Below are 20,275 nucleotides of genomic sequence, written 5' to 3'. Positions count from 1 at the left end.
GGCCGCACTCATGACCGGCTGGGCTCGGTTAATCCTGCATGCCGCGCCCATGAGGTTACTTGTCCGGAGTGCGTCGAGCACAACGAGGAGATGTAGTTCACGATCTTTGAAAAGCGTGGTCAACCATCCAAAGTGTGGATGCCTTTCATCGAAACAAACGATTTCATCAATGTTCTGGAATCCTGCATGGGCAGAAGCACCTGATGGACACCGATGCCCCCACTGCCTCATGGCGTGGCGAGCGTCTTAAGAAACCGCCCGAAAGGAGATTTTTCATGCGCTCTACCGGGCAGTGGAGTGCTGGGAAAGGGAGTTGCAACTGACCGGCCATGTCAAACTGTCCGACTTCTTCCGAGCCTATGGACAGACCGGGAGACGCGCACGTGTAGCGGCTCACATCGTCATACTGCACCTACGCCACACACCGGCCGGACCTGATCCGGCTTTATGAGCATTGGGTTTTGTCAGTTGCCCAAGCGTGATGGCTTTCGCGACGCGGCGCGCCTCAGGAACTGAGCCGCGTCCAGGTCGAAACGCGGGAAAGAAAGACAGGAAACAGAATGGCCGATCAATTCGCAACGGACGTCATTGCCCTGATCAAGAAACGCGCCGAGTCGGAGAGCGGTGAGGGAATGCCTGCGTCATTCGTCGGCGAGATAACAATCGCCACGGAACTGGACGCGCTCGGGTTCGATTCGCTGGGTTTGGCGGACGTCCTCTGGGATGTGGAGCAGGCCTACGGCATCAAGATCGACATGAACACGGCCGATGCCTGGTCCAATCTCAAGAATGTCGGCGACGTCGTGGAAGCCGTCCGCGGCTTGCTTGCGAAGGAGGCTTGAATGGACAGGCGCGTCGTTATCACCGGAGTGGGCGGCCTGTGCGGACTGGGCACCGAGGCCGCCTCTATGTGGAAAGAGATGCGCGAAGGCCGCTCCGCCATCGGCCCGATCGCCAATTCCGAGCTTCATGACCTGGAGGGCATGACCGGCGCTGAGATCAAGGCGCTGCCCCAGCACGACATCAACCGGGGGCATCTCATCTCCATGGACCGCTTCAGCTTGCTCGCCGTGCTTGCAGCGCGCGAAGCCATGCGGCAGGCCGGACTTTCCTGCGACGAGGGGAATGCCCATCGCTTCGGCGCGACAGTGGGCGTCGGATTTACCGGTTCGTACGCAACAGAACAAACTTACCGCTCACTGCTTTTGGGTAGCGCAATCCGTGCTGAACTCTTCACTGGAGTAAAGGTGATGCCCAGCGCCGCTTCCGTCCATCTTAGCTTGAGCCTCGGCTTGCGCGGGCCGGTCTTCGGGGTGACCTCCGCATGTGCCTCGGCCAACCATGCGATCGCCTCGGCGGTGGACCAGATCAAGCTGGGCCGGGCCGACGTAATGGTTTCCGGGGGCAGCGACGCACCCTTCGCATGGGGCGTGCTGAAAGCATGGGAAGCAATGCGCGTGCTTTCACCCGATACCTGCCGGCCCTTCTCCGCCGATAGGAAGGGCCTGGTGCTGGGCGAGGGTGCGGGCATGGCCGTGCTGGAAAGCTACGAGCATGCCACGAGGCGTGGTGCCACAATTCTTGCCGAGATCGCCGGCGTCGGCCTTTCCGCCGATGCCTTCCACATTGCCGCGCCATCTGTCGAGGGGCCAGCGTCGGCGATGCGCGCCTGCCTTGCCGATGCCGGGCTGAATGCCGAGGACGTCGACTACCTCAACGCGCACGGCACCGGTACCAAGAGCAATGATCAGACTGAAACGGCGGCGATCAAGCGTGTGTTTGGAAACCACGCTTATTCGATGTCCATCTCTTCCACCAAGTCCACGCACGCGCATTGCCTCGGCGCAGCGAGCGCGCTTGAAATGATCGCCTGCGTGATGGCAATCCAAGAGGACGTCGTGCCGCCGACCGCCAACTATCGCGAGCCAGATCCCGCTTGCGACCTCGACATCACACCCAATGTGCCGCGGGAGCGCAAGGTGCGCGTCGCCATGAGCAACGCCTTCGCCATGGGCGGTACGAACGCAGTTCTGGCATTCAGGCAGGTGTAGAAGCCATGCAAGACGCCTCATTTGAGGTCACCTGTCGTATCTAGCTGCTTGCCGGACCACTATGTAAAGCGAGCGCTATTGGCTGCCTCTGCGATGCGGGAATTGGCAGCGGACGTCTCTCGATCAAACAGGCATCTTGCTTGTAGAATTCTTTTAATCGTGAAGCGGCGCGAGTGCGCTATCCGTTGAGGTGAGCAAGGCCGGCGCCCTGGGTGAGCGCTGGTGTCGGGTGGTGGAAAGTACAGGGGGAGCTGTGTGGCCCCTCTTTCTCGGCCTCGACGATGTGCGAAGGAGCCTGCGCGGCGAACGGGCCAACGCCCCAGGCTCAGAACCTGGGCGAACCTAACTCCCGCCAAAGGACAGCCCAGAGCTGGATACACGAAAGAGATACTGAACCCGCGAATCAGATTCTGATCAATCGTCGTGTCTGAGCTCCACTCGGCTCTTACGGAGATAATCGCGCGGCCCGGCAACGGCCGCGCGTGCCGCGGGCGTGAGCTTTGCGCTTCGTCAGAAGTGCCTCGAGCGTGACGACGATAATTGACCAGCCATATGGAACGCATTCGCCCAGTTATCCAAAGCGTGGATACCTTTCATCTAAACAAAGGATTTTACCGTTTTTGCTGCAGGTCCCATAGAAGCGCTTCAAGTTGGAAAGATAGGTAGTTCCGATGGTTGCGTTGGATCTGAGGAGCATCATCTGGTGTGCGGGGCGTACAAAGTCAGTCGCATCTGCATTGCGGCTTGGTCTTTCGGCGGTCCCCACAAGTTACGCCCCGTTGGCGCGACGCCAATTATTTAATCAATGCTTGGACATTTATCTCAACCAGACAGCTACAAGGTGAGGTCTTCCATGCGTCCGAATGTCGAGTGGAAGTTGTGCTGGGAAAATGAGCTGCAACTGGCCGACCATGTCGAACTCTCCGACTTTTTTCGAAAGACCTATGGACGGACTGGCGCCTTCAACGCGGAGCCATTCGAAGGCGGCCGCAGTTGGGCCGGCGCGAGGCCGGAATTCCGCGCAATCGGCTACGACGCGCATGGGGTAGCGGCTCACATCGGCATGCTGCGGCGCTTCATCAAAGTTGGCGAGGTCGACTTGATCGTCGCTGAATTGGGCCTGTACGCGGTTCGTCCGGATCTTGAAGGGCTCGGAATCGGTTTTTCGATGCGCGTGGCGTACCCAGTGCTCCATCAGTTGGGTGTTCCATTCGCTTTCGGCACGGTTCGGCACGCGCTGCGAAACCATGTCGAAAGATTCTGCAGAGCCGGCCTCGCGAACATTGTGTCGGGCGTTCGCGTACGGTCGACCCGTCCAGATGTGCATCCCGACCTGCCGCCCACGCGCCTGGAAGACGTACTCGTGTTGGTTTCGCCGATCGGACGCTCGATGGACGAGTGGCCGTCTGGTACCCTGATCGACCGGAACGGTCCGGAACTATGAAGCCTCTGGACTACATATGCGAAGGGCAGAGTGACAATGCCGATCGCATTGCAGAGCGCAGCGTCTATCTGACGTTTGACGACGGTCCCAATTCATTTTTCACACCGCAGATACTCAATGTGCTGGCGCAACATCAGGTGCCGGCGACCTTCTTCGTTGTTGGGGCCTACGCGGCCGACGAGCCGGAACTCGTTCGCCGAATTATTACAGACGGCCACGGTATAGCCAACCACACGATGACTCATCCGGACCTAGCTAAATGCGGGTCCGTCGAAGTCGACTGCCAGATAGTTGAGGCAAACAGAGTCATAGGGATGGCTTGCCCGCAGGCCATGGTTCGGTACTTTCGTGCACCCTATGGCATCTGGACCGAAGAAGTAATCGCTGCATTAGCGGGTGAGGCATTGGCGCCCGTCCATTGGTCCATTGATCCACGCGACTGGTCTCGCCCCGGCGTTGACGCCATCGTCGACAGAGTGCTCGCCGATATCCGGCCGGGCGCAATCGTGCTGTTGCACGACGGGTGCGCTCCCGACGAATTGCAACCAGGCAATCAAGCCAGTCTGCGCGACCAGACGGTGACAGCGTTGTCACGCCTAATTCCAGAATTGCACGGCCGCGGATTTGTAATCCGATCACTTCCTCAACATCCCTGAACAAACAGAGATCCTATGGACCTTCTCACCACAGCCAGTACTGTTGCCGTTTCGTCTTATGCGGTGCTCTCGACTGTTTACAGAGGCATGCAAGCGGTCTACTCCCAACCGGAAAATGTTACGCCGCCGTCGGAAAGCTTGTTCGGATCCGACCGTTGGCCGAGCGTGGATGTCATTATCCCCTGCTACAATGAGGACCCGCGCACACTCGCGGCGTGTTTAGCTTCCATTGCAAATCAAGATTACTCCGGAACATTTCAGGTCTATCTGGTTGACGACGGTTCTGGAAATCGTAATGCCGTCATCCCGGTACATCACGCCTACGAGGGCGACCCGAGATTCAATTTCATTCTGCTCCGCGAAAATGTTGGCAAACGCAAGGCGCAGATCGCCGCCATCCGCCGCTCATCTGGAGATTTCGTGCTCAGCGTCGACTCTGACACGACACTTGCGTCCGACGTCATCACGAAGCTTGCAGTAAAAATGCGGGATTCCATGGTCGGAGCGGCCATGGGCCAGCTGACGGCATACAACCGCAGCGACACTTGGTTGACCCGATTGATCGATATGGAATACTGGCTGGCTTGCAATGAGGAGCGCGCGGCGCAAGGTCGCTTTGGTGCGGTCATGTGCTGCTGCGGCCCATGTGCAATGTACCGCCGGTCTTGTCTCCTTTCTCTGCTGGATCAATACGAGACGCAGCTGTTCAGGGGGAAACCAAGCGACTTCGGTGAAGACCGTCATCTTACGATCCTCATGCTGAAAGCAGGCTTTCGAACCGAGTACGTTCCAGGTGCCGTCGCGGCGACAGTCGTTCCGGACAAGATGGGACCTTATTTGCGCCAACAACTCCGCTGGGCACGAAGCACTTTCCGGGACACGATGCTTGCGCGAGGTCTACTGCGTGGCCTGGATCGCTATCTAACTTTGGATGTGATGGGAGAGAATCTCGGCCCATTGTTGCTCGGCATCGCGGTAGTAACGGCGCTCGGTGAGTTACTATTTTCACATACAGTAAATTGGTGGACGGTGCTGGCTATTGTCACGATGACCATAATCAGATCTACGGTGTTATCTTTCCGCACTCGGCAGCTTCGATTCATCGGCTATTCAATGCACGCGTTAATCAGGATATTCCTGTTGATCCCCTTGAAGGCTTACGCCCTGTGTACATTGAGCAATAGCGATTGGCTGTCGCGTAAAAGTGTTCCCCTGCCCAACAGCAGCACAAAGGAAATCACAAGCGCGATGCCGCTTGGCGGAGCAAATGCTGCGGGCAATTCTGGAATTGCGGAGTCACTTCATACTGCAGATCTTTCGCTCACAGCTAGTGAAGTCTGACGGCCTTGCAGCGCCGAGTGACCGAGTAAGTTGTGTCAGTCGACACGGGGTGAAGCTTGTCGAGTTACCTATGGTCAGAACGGGGACTATGTGGAAGCGACACGTGGCATCTTGACGTTATTCTTTGGCGGAAGCGATACACACGTCGCTCCGGCCGCGACTTTCCAAAGGTGTCATCTCAAGGCGGTGGCCTGCTCTGAACCAGAATTCGCAAGTAAGCTGCCGGTGGCCAATCGGACTCATTCCGCTTGAGATAGACGCATGTCCAATGTAGCAATCGACCTTACCGGCGTAACCAAATTATTCGGAAACAAGCTCGTTGTGGACGGGCTGTCCTTCACCGTTGCATCGGGAGAGTGCTTCGGTCTGCTGGGGCCTAACGGCGCAGGCAAGAGCACGATTGCGCGTATGCTCCTCGGTATGACCCGGCCTGACGCGGGTGATATAACAGTCCTCGGTCTACCAGTGCCGGCACGCAGCCGCTTGGCCCGCAAGGGCATAGGCGTGGTCCCGCAGTTCGACAATCTCGACCTGGAATTTACGGTACGTGAGAACCTGTTGGTGTTCGGGCGCTACTTCGGCATGAGTACAAGAGAGATCAACGCCGTCATCCCACGGCTGCTCGAGTTCGCTCGCCTTGAGAGCAAGGCGGATTCACGTGTCGGCCTGCTATCCGGCGGGATGAAGCGGCGCCTGACGCTGGCACGTGCTCTGATCAACGACCCCCAGTTGCTTGTGATGGATGAGCCCACGACCGGCCTCGACCCGCATGCCCGCCATCTGATCTGGGAGCGACTTCGTTTCCTGCTGGCGAGCGGAAAAACGATCATTTTGACCACCCATTTCATGGAAGAGGCTGAGCGGCTTTGTGATCGGCTGTGTGTTCTCGAGCGGGGACGCAAGATCGCCGAGGGCAGTCCTCATGCGCTGATCGACGAGTACATTGGGTGCAACGTGATCGAGATCTTCGGCGGTAATCCACAGGAGCTGATTTCGCTGATCAGACCGTACGTTCAGCGTGTCGAGGTAAGCGGCGAGACGCTCTTTTGCTATGCGCCTGAGCCGGAGGATGTGCGCATCCAGCTTCGCGGTCGAGCGGGTCTGCGTATTCTAGAGCGTCCACCCAGTCTGGAGGACGTTTTCTTGCGGTTAACCGGACGTGAGATGGAGAAGTGAGCAATGGGTGAACGTTTTGCGGCCGCTCTACCCGCCAACGCCTGGAACTGGATGGCGGTGTGGCGCCGCAATCATCTGGCATGGAAGAAGGTGGCATTTGCTTCAATGCTCGGCACCCTTGCTGATCCGATGATTTACCTTTTCGGGCTCGGCACTGGCCTTGGACTGTTGGTAGGCCGCATCGAAGGTGCATCCTACATCGCCTTTCTGGCAGCCGGCATGGTTGCGACGAGCGCGATGACAGCATCAACCTTCGAAACAATTTACGCGGTTTTCGGTCGAATGCGCGATCAGGGCACTTGGGAAGCAATCCTGCACACACAACTTACCCTCGGCGACATCGTTCTCGGTGAATTGACCTGGGCAGCCACAAAGGCTTTTCTGGCCGGTACGACAATTGCGATTGTTGCGGCCGCGCTAGGTTATGCCGCGTGGACGTCGGTTCTCTACGTGCTACCGGTCGTCGCTCTCACCGGATTCGCCTTTGCGAGCCTGGCCATGCTCGTCATCGCGCTCGCGCCCAGTTATCACTATTTTATTTTCTATCAGACGCTTGTCATCACACCCATGCTGTTCCTTTCGGGCGCGGTTTTTCCAGTCGGCCAATTGCCAGGAGTGTTTCAGCAGATTGCGGCCTTCTCGCCCCTGGCGAATTCTATCGAGCTAATCCGTCCGGTGATGCTCGGCCGCCTGGGCGACAATGTAGGGCTGCATATAGGCGCACTTTGCATGTTCGCTGTATTGCCTTTTTTTCTGTCGGCTGGACTGTTTCATCGACGACTAATGCGTTGACGCTTGCTTACACCCATTAACCAGAAGGAGGTCCGCAATGCCGGATGCAAACTGCCCACAGCGGCCCGGAGGCATGCGTATGCTAGGAATCGCGAGTGGTACAACGCCGAAGCCGGGCGCCACCCAGCCGCTGCAGGCACCCGCCCAGCTTCGCGACCACACCTCGAAGAACAGGCTGGATGGTGAGGCGCGGACCCACCCGGAGCGTTCAATCGATAGCAGCCAAGCTTCTTGTGCGCGTCCACAGACCGTCGCGGCCATTATTTAGTTGGATACACATGCAATGACCCACAACGAAGCAACTCTTGAGCCTTTTGTGATCCTTGCTATGCCAAGGACCGGAACACACTATTTAGAAGAATTGCTAAACGAGCATCCGACCGTTTTGAGTAACGGTGAGTTGCTAAACGAATATGATCCCAATTGGCCCAGCACTGATCGCCTGCTAGGCACGGATCGCGAGCTTCTTGAGCTTGCCTATGTGCGCTGCCCTATGCGCGACTACAAGAATGTGACGCATCTTGGATGCAAGATCAATGAACCTCAGTTTCGCGAGCGTCCCGCATTCTTTGCGGAACTGGCTCGTTGGCCAGCACTCAAGGTCATCCTTGTTGTTCGCCGAAACGTATTGGAATCGCTCCGATCCTTTGTGCAGGCCAGGGAAAGCGGTCACTGGCTGAAGTTCAGCTGGGACAACGATACCGCTCGGCCACCGAGCGTCAGGTTGTCAATCGCCGACTGTGAGGCTTATTTCAAAGCCGCCGACGATTTTCACGCTCGCGTTATGGACTCCTTCACGTCGACCAACCTGCTTGTAATGGAATACGAGAGCCTACTTCACGAACCTGCCCAATGCCTGGGAGCGGTTTGGGATTTCCTGGGCGTTCCAGCGCTTGAGCCATCAGATAACGCCATCCTGCAGCGCCAGGAAACGCGACCGCTGGATCAAACGGTGGAGAACTTTGACGAGTTGCGGATTCACTTCGCACGGGGACCTTATTCAAGATTTTTTGACCTCGGAGATTCAATGCGCTCCTACGCTTAATCGCTTGTACCGCGTGCTCTGATGGGCGTGTAGGATATCCTGCAGTTTGCGCGCATTCCGTCGCAAAACTGACAAACCAAAGTCACCAAGACGACAGAGATATCGGCCGGCAGTCGATCTGCGGCAGACATCAAAGACACGGCCGCAAGGCGACCTGGTCAATTCCCTCTCTGGCGAAGCACTTCTTCAGACGCGATCTTTGGCGAGCCTTGAGTGCAAATTCCGGCAAAGGTGGAGGGTTCCAGTGCGCAACCCGCACCAATCTCGCTGGACGGGACAGGCCTCCAGTTGGCACGGCGCTTGCTCCGAGATGACAGCAGCGCTCGACCGGAGCGCAGCATGGGAGAAGGAGGAGCCCCCACCCCGATCCGGTCAGGGAGAGAGAAACGGTGTTGGTTCCAAGAGTCCCCCGCGCGATCGCAGCGCCCCGCAAGCCCCATTTTGCCCGGACCTACGTGCAGGTGCTTGCCGCCATAGTCCTGGGAGCCGCAATTGGCTACCTCTATCCGGAAACCGGCCAGAGCCTGAAGCCGCTCGGCGATGCCTTCATCAAAGTCGTCAAGATGATTATCGCACCTGTCATCTTCCTGACAATTGCGACCGGCATTGCCGGCATGAGCGATCTGCAGAAGGTCGGCCGAGTTGCCGCCAAGGCGATGGTTTATTTCCTCACCTTCTCGACACTTGCACTCGTTGTCGGACTGATTGTCGCGAATATCGTTCAACCTGGCGCCGGCCTCAACATCGATCCGGCCTCGCTCGATGTCCAAGCCGTTAAGGGCTATGTGGCCACGGCTCACGAGCAGTCCGTGACCAGCTTCCTGATGAACATCATCCCGTCAACGATTGCCAGTGCCTTCGCGGAAGGCGACATCCTGCAAGTCCTGTTCTTCTCGGTCCTGTTCGGCATTGCTTTGGCGATGACCGGAGAGACGAGCAGGCCGGTCGTTACCTTTCTCCAGGCGCTTACCGCCCCCATTTTTAAGCTCGTCGGCATTCTGATGAAGGCTGCACCCATCGGCGCCTTCGGCGCAATGGCCTTTACGATCGGCAAATACGGAATCGGTTCGGTGGCCAACCTCGCGATACTGGTCGCGACGTTCTATCTTACCGCCTTCCTCTTCGTGTTCGGGGTTCTCGGCGCGGTCTGCCGCTACAACGGCTTCTCGATCTTTTCTCTCGTCCGCTACATCAAGGACGAGCTGCTGCTTGTCCTGGCAACGTCCTCCTCGGAGGCCGCGCTGCCCTCGCTAATGGAGAAGATGGAGAAGGCCGGCGCCGCCCGTTCGGTCGTAAGTCTCGTCATCCCTACTGGATACTCATTCAATCTGGACGGTACCAATATCTACATGACGATCGCCGCCCTCTTCATCGCCCAGGCGACGAACACAGATTTGTCAATTGCCGATCAGATCCTCCTGCTGCTAATTGCGATGCTTTCCTCGAAGGGTGCGGCAGGCGTCACCGGCGCCGGCTTCATCACATTGGCCGCTACTCTCTCTGTCGTGCCGAGTGTTCCCGTTGCCGGAATGGCTCTAATTCTTGGCGTGGACCGCTTCATGTCGGAATGCCGCGCGCTGACGAATTTAGTCGGTAATGCGGTGGCATCGCTCGTTGTCGCTCGCTGGGAAGGCGAATTGGACCAGTCACGGATGGAAACCGCTTTCCGCGGTTAGGGTTACATCAAACTGGCTCCCCGCAAGCAAGATCGCAACAGCGCGACGTGTAAGTAGCGGCCTTGACACAACAGTCGAATTGCCAGCCTCCAAAGAGCGCTGGAAATAGAGTACTAACGCAGTGAGTAATACAACACCATGAAGCCCCTAAGCAAACGAACGGTTCACGGAGACTCATCTGGGTGCGCATGGAGCGCTGTTCGTCGAATGCGCTATCCGCGGGGTGGGGGAACTATTTCAGCTTGCCGCCCCAAGCCGTCGCGGGAGCGCACCGGATGATGGAGGACCGGCCGATCAGAATCGCTAGGGGAAAGCGCGTCACAATAGCCGATCTCGCCCGCGAAGCCGGAGTCAGCGTAGCAACAGTCGATCGGGTTCTGAACGTCCGCCTTCCGGTGCGAGAGGAGACCGCCCAGCGGGTCCATGCGGCCGCGCACGCGATCGGCTATCATGCTGCCGGTCTCATCAAACAGCGCTTGCAGCAGCACCTGCCGCACTACAAGCTGGGCTTCATCTTGAGAAAACCTACCCACGATTTCTACCAAGATTTCGCTCGCAAGATCGAAGAGTCGGTCAGTATGGCTAAATCCTTCCACGGCCTTCCGATCATCGAGTTCGCGCAGTCACATTTGCCGCGTGACCTGCTCCCGCTTCTTAAGGACCTTGGGAGCCGCTGCCAGGCGATCGCCATGGTGGCGGCCGATCACCCGAAAATCACAGCATCAGTCGAGGAGCTCAAGGCGAAAGGTATCCCGGTATTTTCGCTGCTATCCGACTTCGCCGATGGCGTGCGCGAGGGCTACATCGGCCTCAACAACAGCAAGGTCGGACGGACTGCCGCTTGGGTGTTTTCCAAGGCCGCAAAACGGCCCGGCAAGGTGGCGGTGTTTGTCGGAAGCCATCGCTTCCAGGCGCATGCGACGCGGGAAACGGCCTTTCGTGCGTATTTTCGTGAGAACGCGCCAAAATTCGAGGTGCTTGATGCGCTCGTGAACCTTGATGAACGGCAGCTCACTTACGAAAAATTGCTGGATCTTATGCAGCGGGAACCAGAGCTCGTCGGCTTCTATATGGCCGGCGGGGGGATAGAGGGGGCAATTTCCGCGCTCCGAGAAGAGGGGAGCGGTCAGGATCTCGTCGCGATCGTGAGTGAAATGACGCCGCAGTCACGTGGGGCGCTTGCGGATGACATCTTGACGATGGCGGTCGGCACGCCAATGCGCCGACTTTGCCAGGAGCTGATAATGGCAATGGAGCGGGCCATCAAAGCCGGCGTCGCGGAGAGCCCGGGGCAGACATTTCTGCCGTTCGACATTTATCTTCCGGAAAATATTTGACCTTGATGGATTTCTATCATGAGCGCCCATTTTCCTTTCACCGATGAAAGGAAAGCTCGATTGACTCGGCCGTCTCTGTCCGATCTGTGAACCGGCGTGGTTCCGTCTTGAAAGAAGCCGGATGCCGAAATGGCAGCCGCGCTTCATGGAAGGAAAGTCAAGCAATGCGCCAGGTATCGCCCCGCTTTGCACTCGATCACATGGCGGCGCCCCGCCTTGACGTCAGTGCGCTTTTCGCGCTTGCCCGTGACCAAGGCCTGACCGACGTCCAAATCCGTTACCCTCATTTCAGCAATCCTGTCGCACGCGGCATTCCGGCTGCGGACGTTCGGTTGGCCGCTACCGAAGCGGGCGTCACGATCATCTCTGTCAACGCCTTGCAGCGGTTCAACGACTGGACTCCAACGCGTCAGGCCGAGGCAAGCAACCTCGCCGATTATGCGACGGCGTGCGGGGCGGAGACGCTCGTGTTGGTGCCGGCCAACCGCAGCTCGTGGCCCACCAATAGCGAGCGCCAGGACAATCTTCGTTTCGCTCTAAACGAGATCAAGCCAATCCTCCAGTCGCGGGGTCTGATCGGTCTCATCGAGCCGCTGGGTTTCCGAACCTGCTCGCTTCGATCAAAGAAGGAAGCGGCCGAGGCCGTTGCCGCGGTTGATGGCCAGTCCGTCTTTCGCCTCGTGCACGACACGTTCCACCACACCCTGGCCGGGGAGACATGCCTGTTCTGCGAGCTTACCGGCCTGGTGCACATTTCAAGCGTAAACGACCCGACCTTCTGGATTTACCCCGATCGCTTTCTTGCAGGTTCCGACAATGGCAGCCAGATTCAGGCGCTGCTGGATGGCGGCTACGCGGGACCTTTCTCATTCGAGCTGGTCGAGGAAGTCCATTCTCTGGACGATCTCGCAGGCGCACTTGCCGCCAGCATCGACTTTATCCGGCGAGGGCTATTGTCGTCAAAGTAGATGGTGACAGGAGTAGTGACTATAGGTGCGCCTGAATTTTCCGTGGGTTCACAGCGGGGCAGCCATCCGAGATGCCTCCTGTATCATTATCTCCCGCATCCAGATGCTTGCCGGATCGCTATTGTGGAGGGCCGGCCATTGGAGGGTCTCGGTGAATGTGGGAAATGGCAGCGGAAGTTCGATAACCCGCAGGGGGAACGTTTTTTCGAAATGCCTGACCAGCCGTAAGGGCATGGTCGCTATACGAGCTGTGCCGGACACCATAGGTGGAATCATGCTGAAGCCCTGCACGGCGACCTCGACACGTCTCTTAAGGCCATGCTCAAGCAAAAACCATTCCTCGATAGACGGCTTCATCGTACGCCCGAACCTGACCGCGACGTGCCTCATCGACATGTATCTCTCGAATGTAAGCTGCTGTGGCAGCTGCTTGTTTGTGGGACAGCCTACGCACACGAGCTTCTCGTCAAACAGCGCAACGCTTGAATGCACACTCGACGTGAACATATCCGGTAGAATTAGAAAATCGACGTCACCGCGCCGGAGAAGCTCATCGGGGCTATCGTCGACAGGCAGCAGTTCGAAGCTGACGGCGGGGGCTTCCCGTGAAATACGCTCCACAAGCTTTTCGAAAAACACGAGCGTGACGAAATCGGAAAGAATGATCCTGAAGAGGCGATCGGCTCGAGCTGGGTCAAACGGATCCGAAGAAATAATCGAGCACTGGATGTGCTGGAGAGCGTCGCGAACTGCGGGGGCAAATGCTGCCGCACGCGGGGTTAGAAATCTTTCGCGACCTCTTATCGTAAACAGTTCATCGCGGAAATAATCGCGCAGTCGGGCGACGGCCGCACTCATGGCGGGCTGACTCAGGTTAATCCTGCGTGCCGCCGCCGAGAGATTACGCTCCGTCAGGAGTGCGTCGAGCACAACGAGGAGATTTAGATCAAGTCCTTTGAAACGCATGTCATCAGCCATCCATGGGATGGATGCCTTTAACCGAAACAAACGACTTTAACAATTTAGCATTCTTGCAATCTTTTGTCGCAAAAAGTTTATGATGGATGACGTTAAGGTCCGACATATGAGCCGCGTGATCTGCCGAAGCGAGCAATCGTTCGTACTGTGCAGGTCAGAGATTGGCAGTTTGAAACGCCGGGCCGATGGCGCCGGTCTATCAACCAGCGTCTTCGGCGGCCCCGACCTAGCTAGGCGTGGAACCTAATAGGGTGCACCTTTCCAGTCCGAGGCGACTGATGGGCGGTTTGATCCTAAGCTGCCGTGAGGCCTGTGCCAATTGTATCGGCGAGCCAATGCAGCAGTCCGGCAGCGTTTTTGAGAGCTGTTGTAGGCTCGGCCTAAGCCCATTGGCGCAAGCCTATCTGAACGAAGCGCTTGGCCTTGCCGCTATCCGGTATGTGATCTGTGGTGCCTTCTCGTCCTGCTGTTCTTGTTTTGGAACGCCCTTATGGTGAGCCCATCCGGGACGTGGGGCACCGGGAGCACAAAGGTGCAGGCAGGCCGTCAATAGACCGTGGGCTGAGAGCCCGAGCTCGTTACATGGCCGCCCCTCGCGACTTTCCCGGATGCGCTGCGAGCGCGGATCAGTAGATGTCGTGTTGCCCGCCAGCTCCCGTCTTTGACCGAGCCAAGAAGGAGGAACGGGCATGCTTATCATCGGACTGGATATTCACCGCGCCTTCGCCGAAGCAGTGGCATGGGAGGAGGGCAGGCTCAGGCGACTCGGCCGCGTCGACATGCGGCGCGATCTGCTGGCGGCGTTCGCCGCGAAGCTGTCGCCGAACGATGTCGGGGTGATCGAGGCCACCGGCAACGCGACGTCCGCTGCAGCTGTGGTTGCGCCGCATGTGAAGAAGGTGGGGATCGCCAAGCCGAAACAGGTGTTTATCGTTGCCTATGCCAAGATCAAAACGACGATCGACGCCGACGTTCTTGCGCAGCTCTATGCCAGCGGCTTCTTGCCAGAAGTCTGGATTGCGGACGAGCCGACGCAGGCTCTGCGTCGACAGGTGACACGGCGCAATCAGATTGTCCGACAGAGATCTCGATTGAAGAGCGTCATCCAGTCGATCCTTCATAGCCACCTGATCCGTCCTGCCCGCATGCTGACCTGTGCGGCGCCAAGGGTCGGACCTGGTTAATCGAGCAGGTCGTACCGCAGGACGAGCGCCTCGCGATCGATGGGCATCTGCGCGAGTTCGACCGATTGGGCGAAGACCTCCAGGTCATCGAACGCGATCTTGTCCGCTCGGCTCTCGAGGATGAAGGCGTGAAGCGGCTGATGACCATTCCCGGCGTCGACATCACCGTCGCGCTGGCGATGAAGGGCGGCGATCGGCGACGTGTCGCGCTTCGACGATCCGCAGAAGCTCGTGACCTATCTCGGGTTGAACCCAAGCGTCCAGCAGTCCGGCCAGGTCCGGCCTACCATGGGCGGATCACCAAGCAGGGCCGTGGTCATGCGCGCGGCATGCTCGTCGAGGCGGCCTGGGCGGCCGCTCGTGCTCCCGGACCGTTGCGAGCCTTCTCCCTGCGGCGTGCGAGCCCGGCGCGGACAGCATGTCGCGGCCGTGGCAACCGCACGCAAACTCTCTGTCGTGATCTGTCATCTGTTGAGAAGGGCGAGAGTTACGCGTGGGCTCGACCCTCCCTGCATGCCAAGAAGCTTGCGCGATGTGGAACTCAAGGCCGGGAGCAAGGCTGTGCGCGGCCAAAAGGGAGCGCACGCCTACAACATAAAGAGCCACCGGGAAGAAGAGCGCCGCTGGGTGGAGCAGGCCGAGGGCGCCTATGCACGCCTCGTCGCCGGTTGGAACCCACGAGGTCCGAAGAGGGTAGGCACGGATGCCGCAAACGAGGCGCGACGATAGAAGCTGCGCGGCAGGGCTCTCATCTCGGACCCTGCTCTTCGCCACGCGGTCGTCCGTGCGCGACAGGAGAATAGCGCAGATTTATCAAAAAGGCTCTTGTCGATCACATCAGTGGTCTTGGGCGCTGTACGGCCGGGTGAAGACTTTGCAGGTGGCCCGGAAAGCGTTTGACCTGCAGCGAAGCAATTGTCGTCATTACGCGCTCGACCCGGGCGCCCAGCTTGGCATAAGGGCTACGTGGCCTCAGGAAGCGTCGTCGCCAATGCAGACCATGGACGAATTCCCAGCCGATGCCGAGATGCCGGTCGACCGTGCCTGTCGCCGTCCGGTGATGCGATGCCCCCGAGCGGATGAGTTCGCCCCGGATGCTCCCGGTCACGACGCACGGGTTCGGGTTCCAAGGCGCTCAGTTTTGTTCGCGCCCAATCGGTGTAGGACGCGGCAGAAATACGAGCGTGACGAAATCGGAAAGAATGATCCTGAAGCGGCGATTCGGTAGAGCCGGGTCAAACTATCCGACGAAATAAACGATCACTGGATGGGCGGGGGAGCGTCGCAAACTGGAGGGCAAGAGCTCCCGGACGCAGCGTTAAGTTTGAATACCTCCGCGGACATGGTCGCGAGCTTATCGCGCAAATAAATCGAGCAGCCGAGCGCCGGCCGCACTCATGACCGGCTGGGCTCGGTTAATCCTGCATGCCGCGCCCATGAGGTTACTTGTCCGGAGTGCGTCGAGCACAACGAGGAGATGTAGTTCACGATCTTTGAAAAGCGTGGTCAACCATCCAAAGTGTGGATGCCTTTCATCGAAACAAACGATTTCATCAATGTTCTGGAATCCTGCATGGGCAGAAGCACCTGATGGACACCGATGCCCCCACTGCCTCATGGCGTGGCGAGCGTCTTAAGAAACCGCCCGAAAGGAGATTTTTCATGCGCTCTACCGGGCAGTGGAGTGCTGGGAAAGGGAGTTGCAACTGACCGGCCATGTCAAACTGTCCGACTTCTTCCGAGCCTATGGACAGACCGGGAGACGCGCACGTGTAGCGGCTCACATCGTCATACTGCACCTACGCCACACACCGGCCGGACCTGATCCGGCTTTATGAGCATTGGGCTTTGTCAGTTGCCCAAGCGTGATGGCTTTCGCGACGCGGCGCGCCTCAGGAACTGAGCCGCGTCCAGGTCGAAACGCGGGAAAGAAAGACAGGAAACAGAATGGCCGATCAATTCGCAACGGACGTCATTGCCCTGATCAAGAAACGCGCCGAGTCGGAGAGCGGTGAGGGAATGCCTGCGTCATTCGTCGGCGAGATAACAATCGCCACGGAACTGGACGCGCTCGGGTTCGATTCGCTGGGTTTGGCGGACGTCCTCTGGGATGTGGAGCAGGCCTACGGCATCAAGATCGACATGAACACGGCCGATGCCTGGTCCAATCTCAAGAATGTCGGCGACGTCGTGGAAGCCGTCCGCGGCTTGCTTGCGAAGGAGGCTTGAATGGACAGGCGCGTCGTTATCACCGGAGTGGGCGGCCTGTGCGGACTGGGCACCGACGCCGCCTCTATGTGGAAAGAGATGCGCGAAGGCCGCTCCGCCATCGGCCCGATCGCCAATTCCGAGCTTCATGACCTGGAGGGCATGACCGGCGCTGAGATCAAGGCGCTGCCCCAGCACGACATCAACCGGGGGCATCTCATCTCCATGGACCGCTTCAGCTTGCTCGCCGTGCTTGCAGCGCGCGAAGCCATGCGGCAGGCCGGACTTTCCTGCGACGAGGGGAATGCCCATCGCTTCGGCGCGACAGTGGGCGTCGGATTTACCGGTTCGTACGCAACAGAACAAACTTACCGCTCACTGCTTTTGGGTAGCGCAATCCGTGCTGAACTCTTCACTGGAGTAAAGGTGATGCCCAGCGCCGCTTCCGTCCATCTTAGCTTGAGCCTCGGCTTGCGCGGGCCGGTCTTCGGGGTGACCTCCGCATGTGCCTCGGCCAACCATGCGATCGCCTCGGCGGTGGACCAGATCAAGCTGGGCCGGGCCGACGTAATGGTTTCCGGAGGCAGCGACGCACCCTTCGCATGGGGCGTGCTGAAAGCATGGGAAGCAATGCGCGTGCTTTCACCCGATACCTGCCGGCCCTTCTCCGCCGATAGGAAGGGCCTGGTGCTGGGCGAGGGTGCGGGCATGGCCGTGCTGGAAAGCTACGAGCATGCCACGAGGCGTGGTGCCACAATTCTTGCCGAGATCGCCGGCGTCGGCCTTTCCGCCGATGCCTTCCACATTGCCGCGCCATCTGTCGAGGGGCCAGCGTCGGCGATGCGCGCCTGCCTTGCCGATGCCGGGCTGAATGCCGAGGACGTCGACTATCTCAACGCGCACGGCACCGGTACCAAGAGCAATGATCAGACTGAAACGGCGGCGATCAAGCGTGTGTTTGGAAACCACGCTTATTCGATGTCCATCTCTTCCACCAAGTCCACGCACGCGCATTGCCTCGGCGCAGCGAGCGCGCTTGAAATGATCGCCTGCGTGATGGCAATCCAAGAGGACGTCGTGCCGCCGACCGCCAACTATCGCGAGCCAGATCCCGCTTGCGACCTCGACATCACACCCAATGTGCCGCGCGAGCGCAAGGTGCGCGTCGCCATGAGCAACGCCTTCGCCATGGGCGGTACGAACGCAGTTCTGGCATTCAGGCAGGTGTAGAAGCCATGCAAGACGCCTCATTCGAGGTCACCTGTCGTATCTAGCTGCTTGAGGGGCGGGGCATTGTGATACAGGGAGGGCTGTGGGGTCCCTCCTTCTCGGCCTCGACGATGTGGGAGGAGCCTGTGCGGCGAAACGGGCTAGACGCCCCCAGGCCCAGAACTTGGGCGAAACCAACTCCCACCAAAGCACAGCCGCTTTAGTAGCCGAACAATGAAGCCTCGCTCGACGAGCCGCCGCCTCTACTGTCAGCGGCATCACGCGGTTGAAGCGAACAGCGCAGCGGCTACTGTTTCCCGCACAACTCGGACGGCAATTGGGACAAGTCCGCACATGTCGTCACGTAAGCTGAACGCCGCAGGTACAGCCAAATTGGGGGCGGGGCGTTTCTGCCGTTTTGATAGAATTCTATCAAACTGACAATTTTCCTTGCACGAATGCAAGGAGAGCTCGATTGACTCCCCTCCTTTCTTGTCAAGGATGGGTTTGCAGGCTGCGGTGCGGCAGAAGCCGGACAGAACGGCGACCGGTCGAGTAAAGGCCTGCGCAAACAAGCGCGCATATTGCGGGCGCCCGCACGGAGGAGAAGACGCTCGTCCTGGTGAAAGACAACGATGCTCAGGCGCCATTGCCATTTGCCGAGGGGGTCCGCGCGCCGGAAATTTCGAAGCAACAAAGGTGAGATCGAGAATGATGATGGCGAAATACAACACAGCTCACCGTCCAGTGCAGTTCTACCGGCGGGTGGCGGAGTGGGATGGGCTGCCAAATGGAACGTAAAAAGATCAGCAAGGAGATGCTTGGCGATAGTCAGGCGCTGCGCAAGCTGCGTGAGCACCTTGTCAAGGTGGCCAAGGCGAAGACTACGGTCCTGTTGCGAGGTGAATCCGGAACCGGCAAGGAGCTGGTTGCCAAAGCCATTCACGAGCTCTCGCCTCGCGCCAAGCAGCCCTTCATCAAGGTCAATTGCGCGGCGCTCACCGAGACGCTTCTGGAATCTGACTTGTTCGGTCATGAGAAGGGTGCCTTCACCGACGCGAGCAGTTTGCGCAAGGGGCGCTTTGAGGCTGCCGACAAAGGCACATTGTTTCTGGACGAGATTGGCGAAATATCAGGTTCGTTCCAGGCTAAGCTGCTGCGTGTCCTGCAGGAGCAGGAGTTTGAGCGCGTCGGCAGCAACCACACCATTAAAGTTGATGTTCGCGTGATTGCCGCAACGAACAGGGACTTGGAAACGGCAGTTCAACGCAAGGAGTTCCGGCAAGACCTCTATTATCGCATCAACGTCGTCACTTTACGCGTGCCGGCATTGCGCGAAAGGCGAGGTGATATTCCGCTCTTGGCCGCTCAGTTTCTCAAGAATTTCAATACTGAGAATGATCACACGCTGACCTTCGCTCCCGAAGCGATTGAGGTGCTAATGAACTGCGAATTTCCAGGTAACATCCGAGAGCTCGAAAACTGCGTTCAACGGACGGCAGTTCTGGCGACGGGTCCATCAATCCTCAGAACTGACTTTGCCTGTTACGCGGATCAGTGCTTGGCCGCGGCGCTGTGGAAGAACGGACAGCCGACGTCAGAGAAGTCGACTACGATCGAGCCTTCCGCCGCCTGTGCCGCCCCGCCCGTCGGCGACGGGCAAGCGCCGATAGGCCCTGCCACGACTCGTGGTAGGGTGCCCGATGCCGATACGGTCATTGCTGCCATGGAAAAGTGTGGCTGGGTGCAGGCAAAGGCGGCGCGCCTGCTCGGTTTGACCCCGCGCCAGATCGGCTACGTGCTGAGAAAACGCGGTATCGAGATCAAGCGTCTCTGAAACAACCCGCCGAGCAAGAGCTGGAGCAGGTCAAGCATTGGTGCTCTGGCGCCGAGCCCATCGGCCAGGCTTACGAAGTGGGTGTGAACAGCGCTGCCAAGATTCCGGCCGTGTGCTTTCTACCACCAGTCGTACTGGGGCTCTGCGACTGACAAACTAAAAAGGAGTAATCCTCTGGCGGGACCTGGTCGATACATTAGCTGATGGCTTACCGCTCGATATCACGCAATCTGAGATGGGCATGAAAGTGAGTTCGACCGCTGGACAGTTGCCGACTTCGTCAGGTATTGGCCCCTGCGACCGGTTGATCTCCGATATCCAAATTCTTGGAAGTTGGTCGAGACGAAACTGTCGCCCCGGCTCGTGACCGACC

The 20,275-nt window shown here is 58.6% G+C and carries 14 protein-coding genes and 2 pseudogenes; 15 read left to right on the top strand and 1 reads right to left on the bottom strand.

Features of this window, described 5'->3' with window-relative positions:
* The first annotated feature begins 560 nt into the window (after positions 1–560).
* The 11 genes from CK226_RS32685 to CK226_RS32635 all read left to right on the top strand — a co-directional run bounded on the left by CK226_RS32685 (position 561) and on the right by CK226_RS32635 (position 12,486).
* Positions 561–842 (top strand): acyl carrier protein, encoded by a 282-nt coding sequence (locus tag CK226_RS32685; protein ID WP_029356603.1) that lies wholly within the window; start codon positions 561–563, stop codon positions 840–842.
* A complete protein-coding gene (locus tag CK226_RS32680) occupies positions 843–2,051 on the top strand; it encodes a beta-ketoacyl-[acyl-carrier-protein] synthase family protein (protein WP_063169402.1) in 1,209 nt (402 codons plus the stop codon).
* An 853-nt stretch (positions 2,052–2,904) separates the two neighbouring features.
* Positions 2,905–3,495 carry a NodA family N-acyltransferase gene (locus CK226_RS32675; protein ID WP_063169401.1) on the top strand — a complete coding sequence of 197 codons (591 nt, stop codon included), beginning with the start codon at positions 2,905–2,907 and terminating at the stop codon, positions 3,493–3,495.
* Positions 3,492–4,151: a chitooligosaccharide deacetylase NodB gene (nodB, locus tag CK226_RS32670; RefSeq protein WP_063169400.1), complete on the top strand. Its 660-nt coding sequence runs from the start codon at positions 3,492–3,494 to the stop codon at positions 4,149–4,151. Before CK226_RS32675 ends, nodB begins: the two co-directional genes overlap by 4 nt.
* A gap of 15 nt (positions 4,152–4,166) precedes the next feature.
* Complete coding sequence (gene nodC / locus CK226_RS32665) at positions 4,167–5,492, top strand: chitooligosaccharide synthase NodC (RefSeq protein WP_063169399.1); 1,326 nt, start codon at positions 4,167–4,169, stop codon at positions 5,490–5,492.
* A 261-nt stretch (positions 5,493–5,753) separates the two neighbouring features.
* Positions 5,754–6,668, top strand: coding sequence for a nodulation factor ABC transporter ATP-binding protein NodI (gene nodI / locus CK226_RS32660; protein WP_024505873.1), 915 nt, complete (start codon positions 5,754–5,756; stop codon positions 6,666–6,668).
* Positions 6,669–6,671: 3 nt separating this feature from the next.
* A complete protein-coding gene (locus CK226_RS32655; protein WP_063169398.1) occupies positions 6,672–7,460 on the top strand; it encodes an ABC transporter permease in 789 nt (262 codons plus the stop codon).
* Positions 7,461–7,743: 283 nt separating this feature from the next.
* A complete protein-coding gene (locus CK226_RS32650; protein ID WP_063169397.1) occupies positions 7,744–8,505 on the top strand; it encodes a sulfotransferase domain-containing protein in 762 nt (253 codons plus the stop codon).
* A gap of 392 nt (positions 8,506–8,897) precedes the next feature.
* On the top strand, positions 8,898–10,181 hold the full coding sequence (locus CK226_RS32645; protein ID WP_210326678.1) for a dicarboxylate/amino acid:cation symporter: 1,284 nt from the start codon (positions 8,898–8,900) through the stop codon (positions 10,179–10,181).
* Positions 10,182–10,456: 275 nt separating this feature from the next.
* Positions 10,457–11,518 carry a LacI family DNA-binding transcriptional regulator gene (locus CK226_RS32640; protein ID WP_051695606.1) on the top strand — a complete coding sequence of 354 codons (1,062 nt, stop codon included), beginning with the start codon at positions 10,457–10,459 and terminating at the stop codon, positions 11,516–11,518.
* Between the two features lie 164 nt (positions 11,519–11,682).
* Positions 11,683–12,486, top strand: coding sequence for a TIM barrel protein (locus CK226_RS32635; protein ID WP_063169395.1), 804 nt, complete (start codon positions 11,683–11,685; stop codon positions 12,484–12,486).
* Between the two features lie 48 nt (positions 12,487–12,534).
* Here the strand turns inward: CK226_RS32635 and CK226_RS32630 are convergent, their stop codons facing one another.
* Entirely contained in the window at positions 12,535–13,452 is a 918-nt protein-coding gene (locus tag CK226_RS32630; protein ID WP_063170390.1) for a LysR family transcriptional regulator, read from the bottom strand.
* 701 nt (positions 13,453–14,153) lie between these two features.
* Here CK226_RS32630 and CK226_RS34650 point away from each other — a divergent pair.
* The 4 genes and pseudogenes from CK226_RS34650 to nifA form a co-directional block, all read left to right on the top strand.
* A pseudogene (locus tag CK226_RS34650) lies at positions 14,154–15,377 on the top strand (IS110 family transposase).
* Positions 15,378–16,595: 1,218 nt separating this feature from the next.
* Positions 16,596–16,877, top strand: coding sequence for an acyl carrier protein (locus CK226_RS32615; protein ID WP_029356603.1), 282 nt, complete (start codon positions 16,596–16,598; stop codon positions 16,875–16,877).
* On the top strand, positions 16,878–18,086 hold the full coding sequence (locus CK226_RS32610) for a beta-ketoacyl-[acyl-carrier-protein] synthase family protein (protein ID WP_095794006.1): 1,209 nt from the start codon (positions 16,878–16,880) through the stop codon (positions 18,084–18,086).
* Positions 18,087–18,858: 772 nt separating this feature from the next.
* Positions 18,859–19,902 (top strand): annotated as a pseudogene (gene nifA, locus CK226_RS32605) (nif-specific transcriptional activator NifA); the annotation flags it as partial.
* Positions 19,903–20,275 lie beyond the last annotated feature (373 nt).

The sequence above is a fragment of the Mesorhizobium sp. WSM4311 genome (genome assembly GCF_002295115.1).
GTDB lineage: Bacteria > Pseudomonadota > Alphaproteobacteria > Rhizobiales > Rhizobiaceae > Mesorhizobium.
Note: the sequence above shows the minus strand (reverse complement) of the source record. Positions and strands in the feature narration are given on the sequence as shown.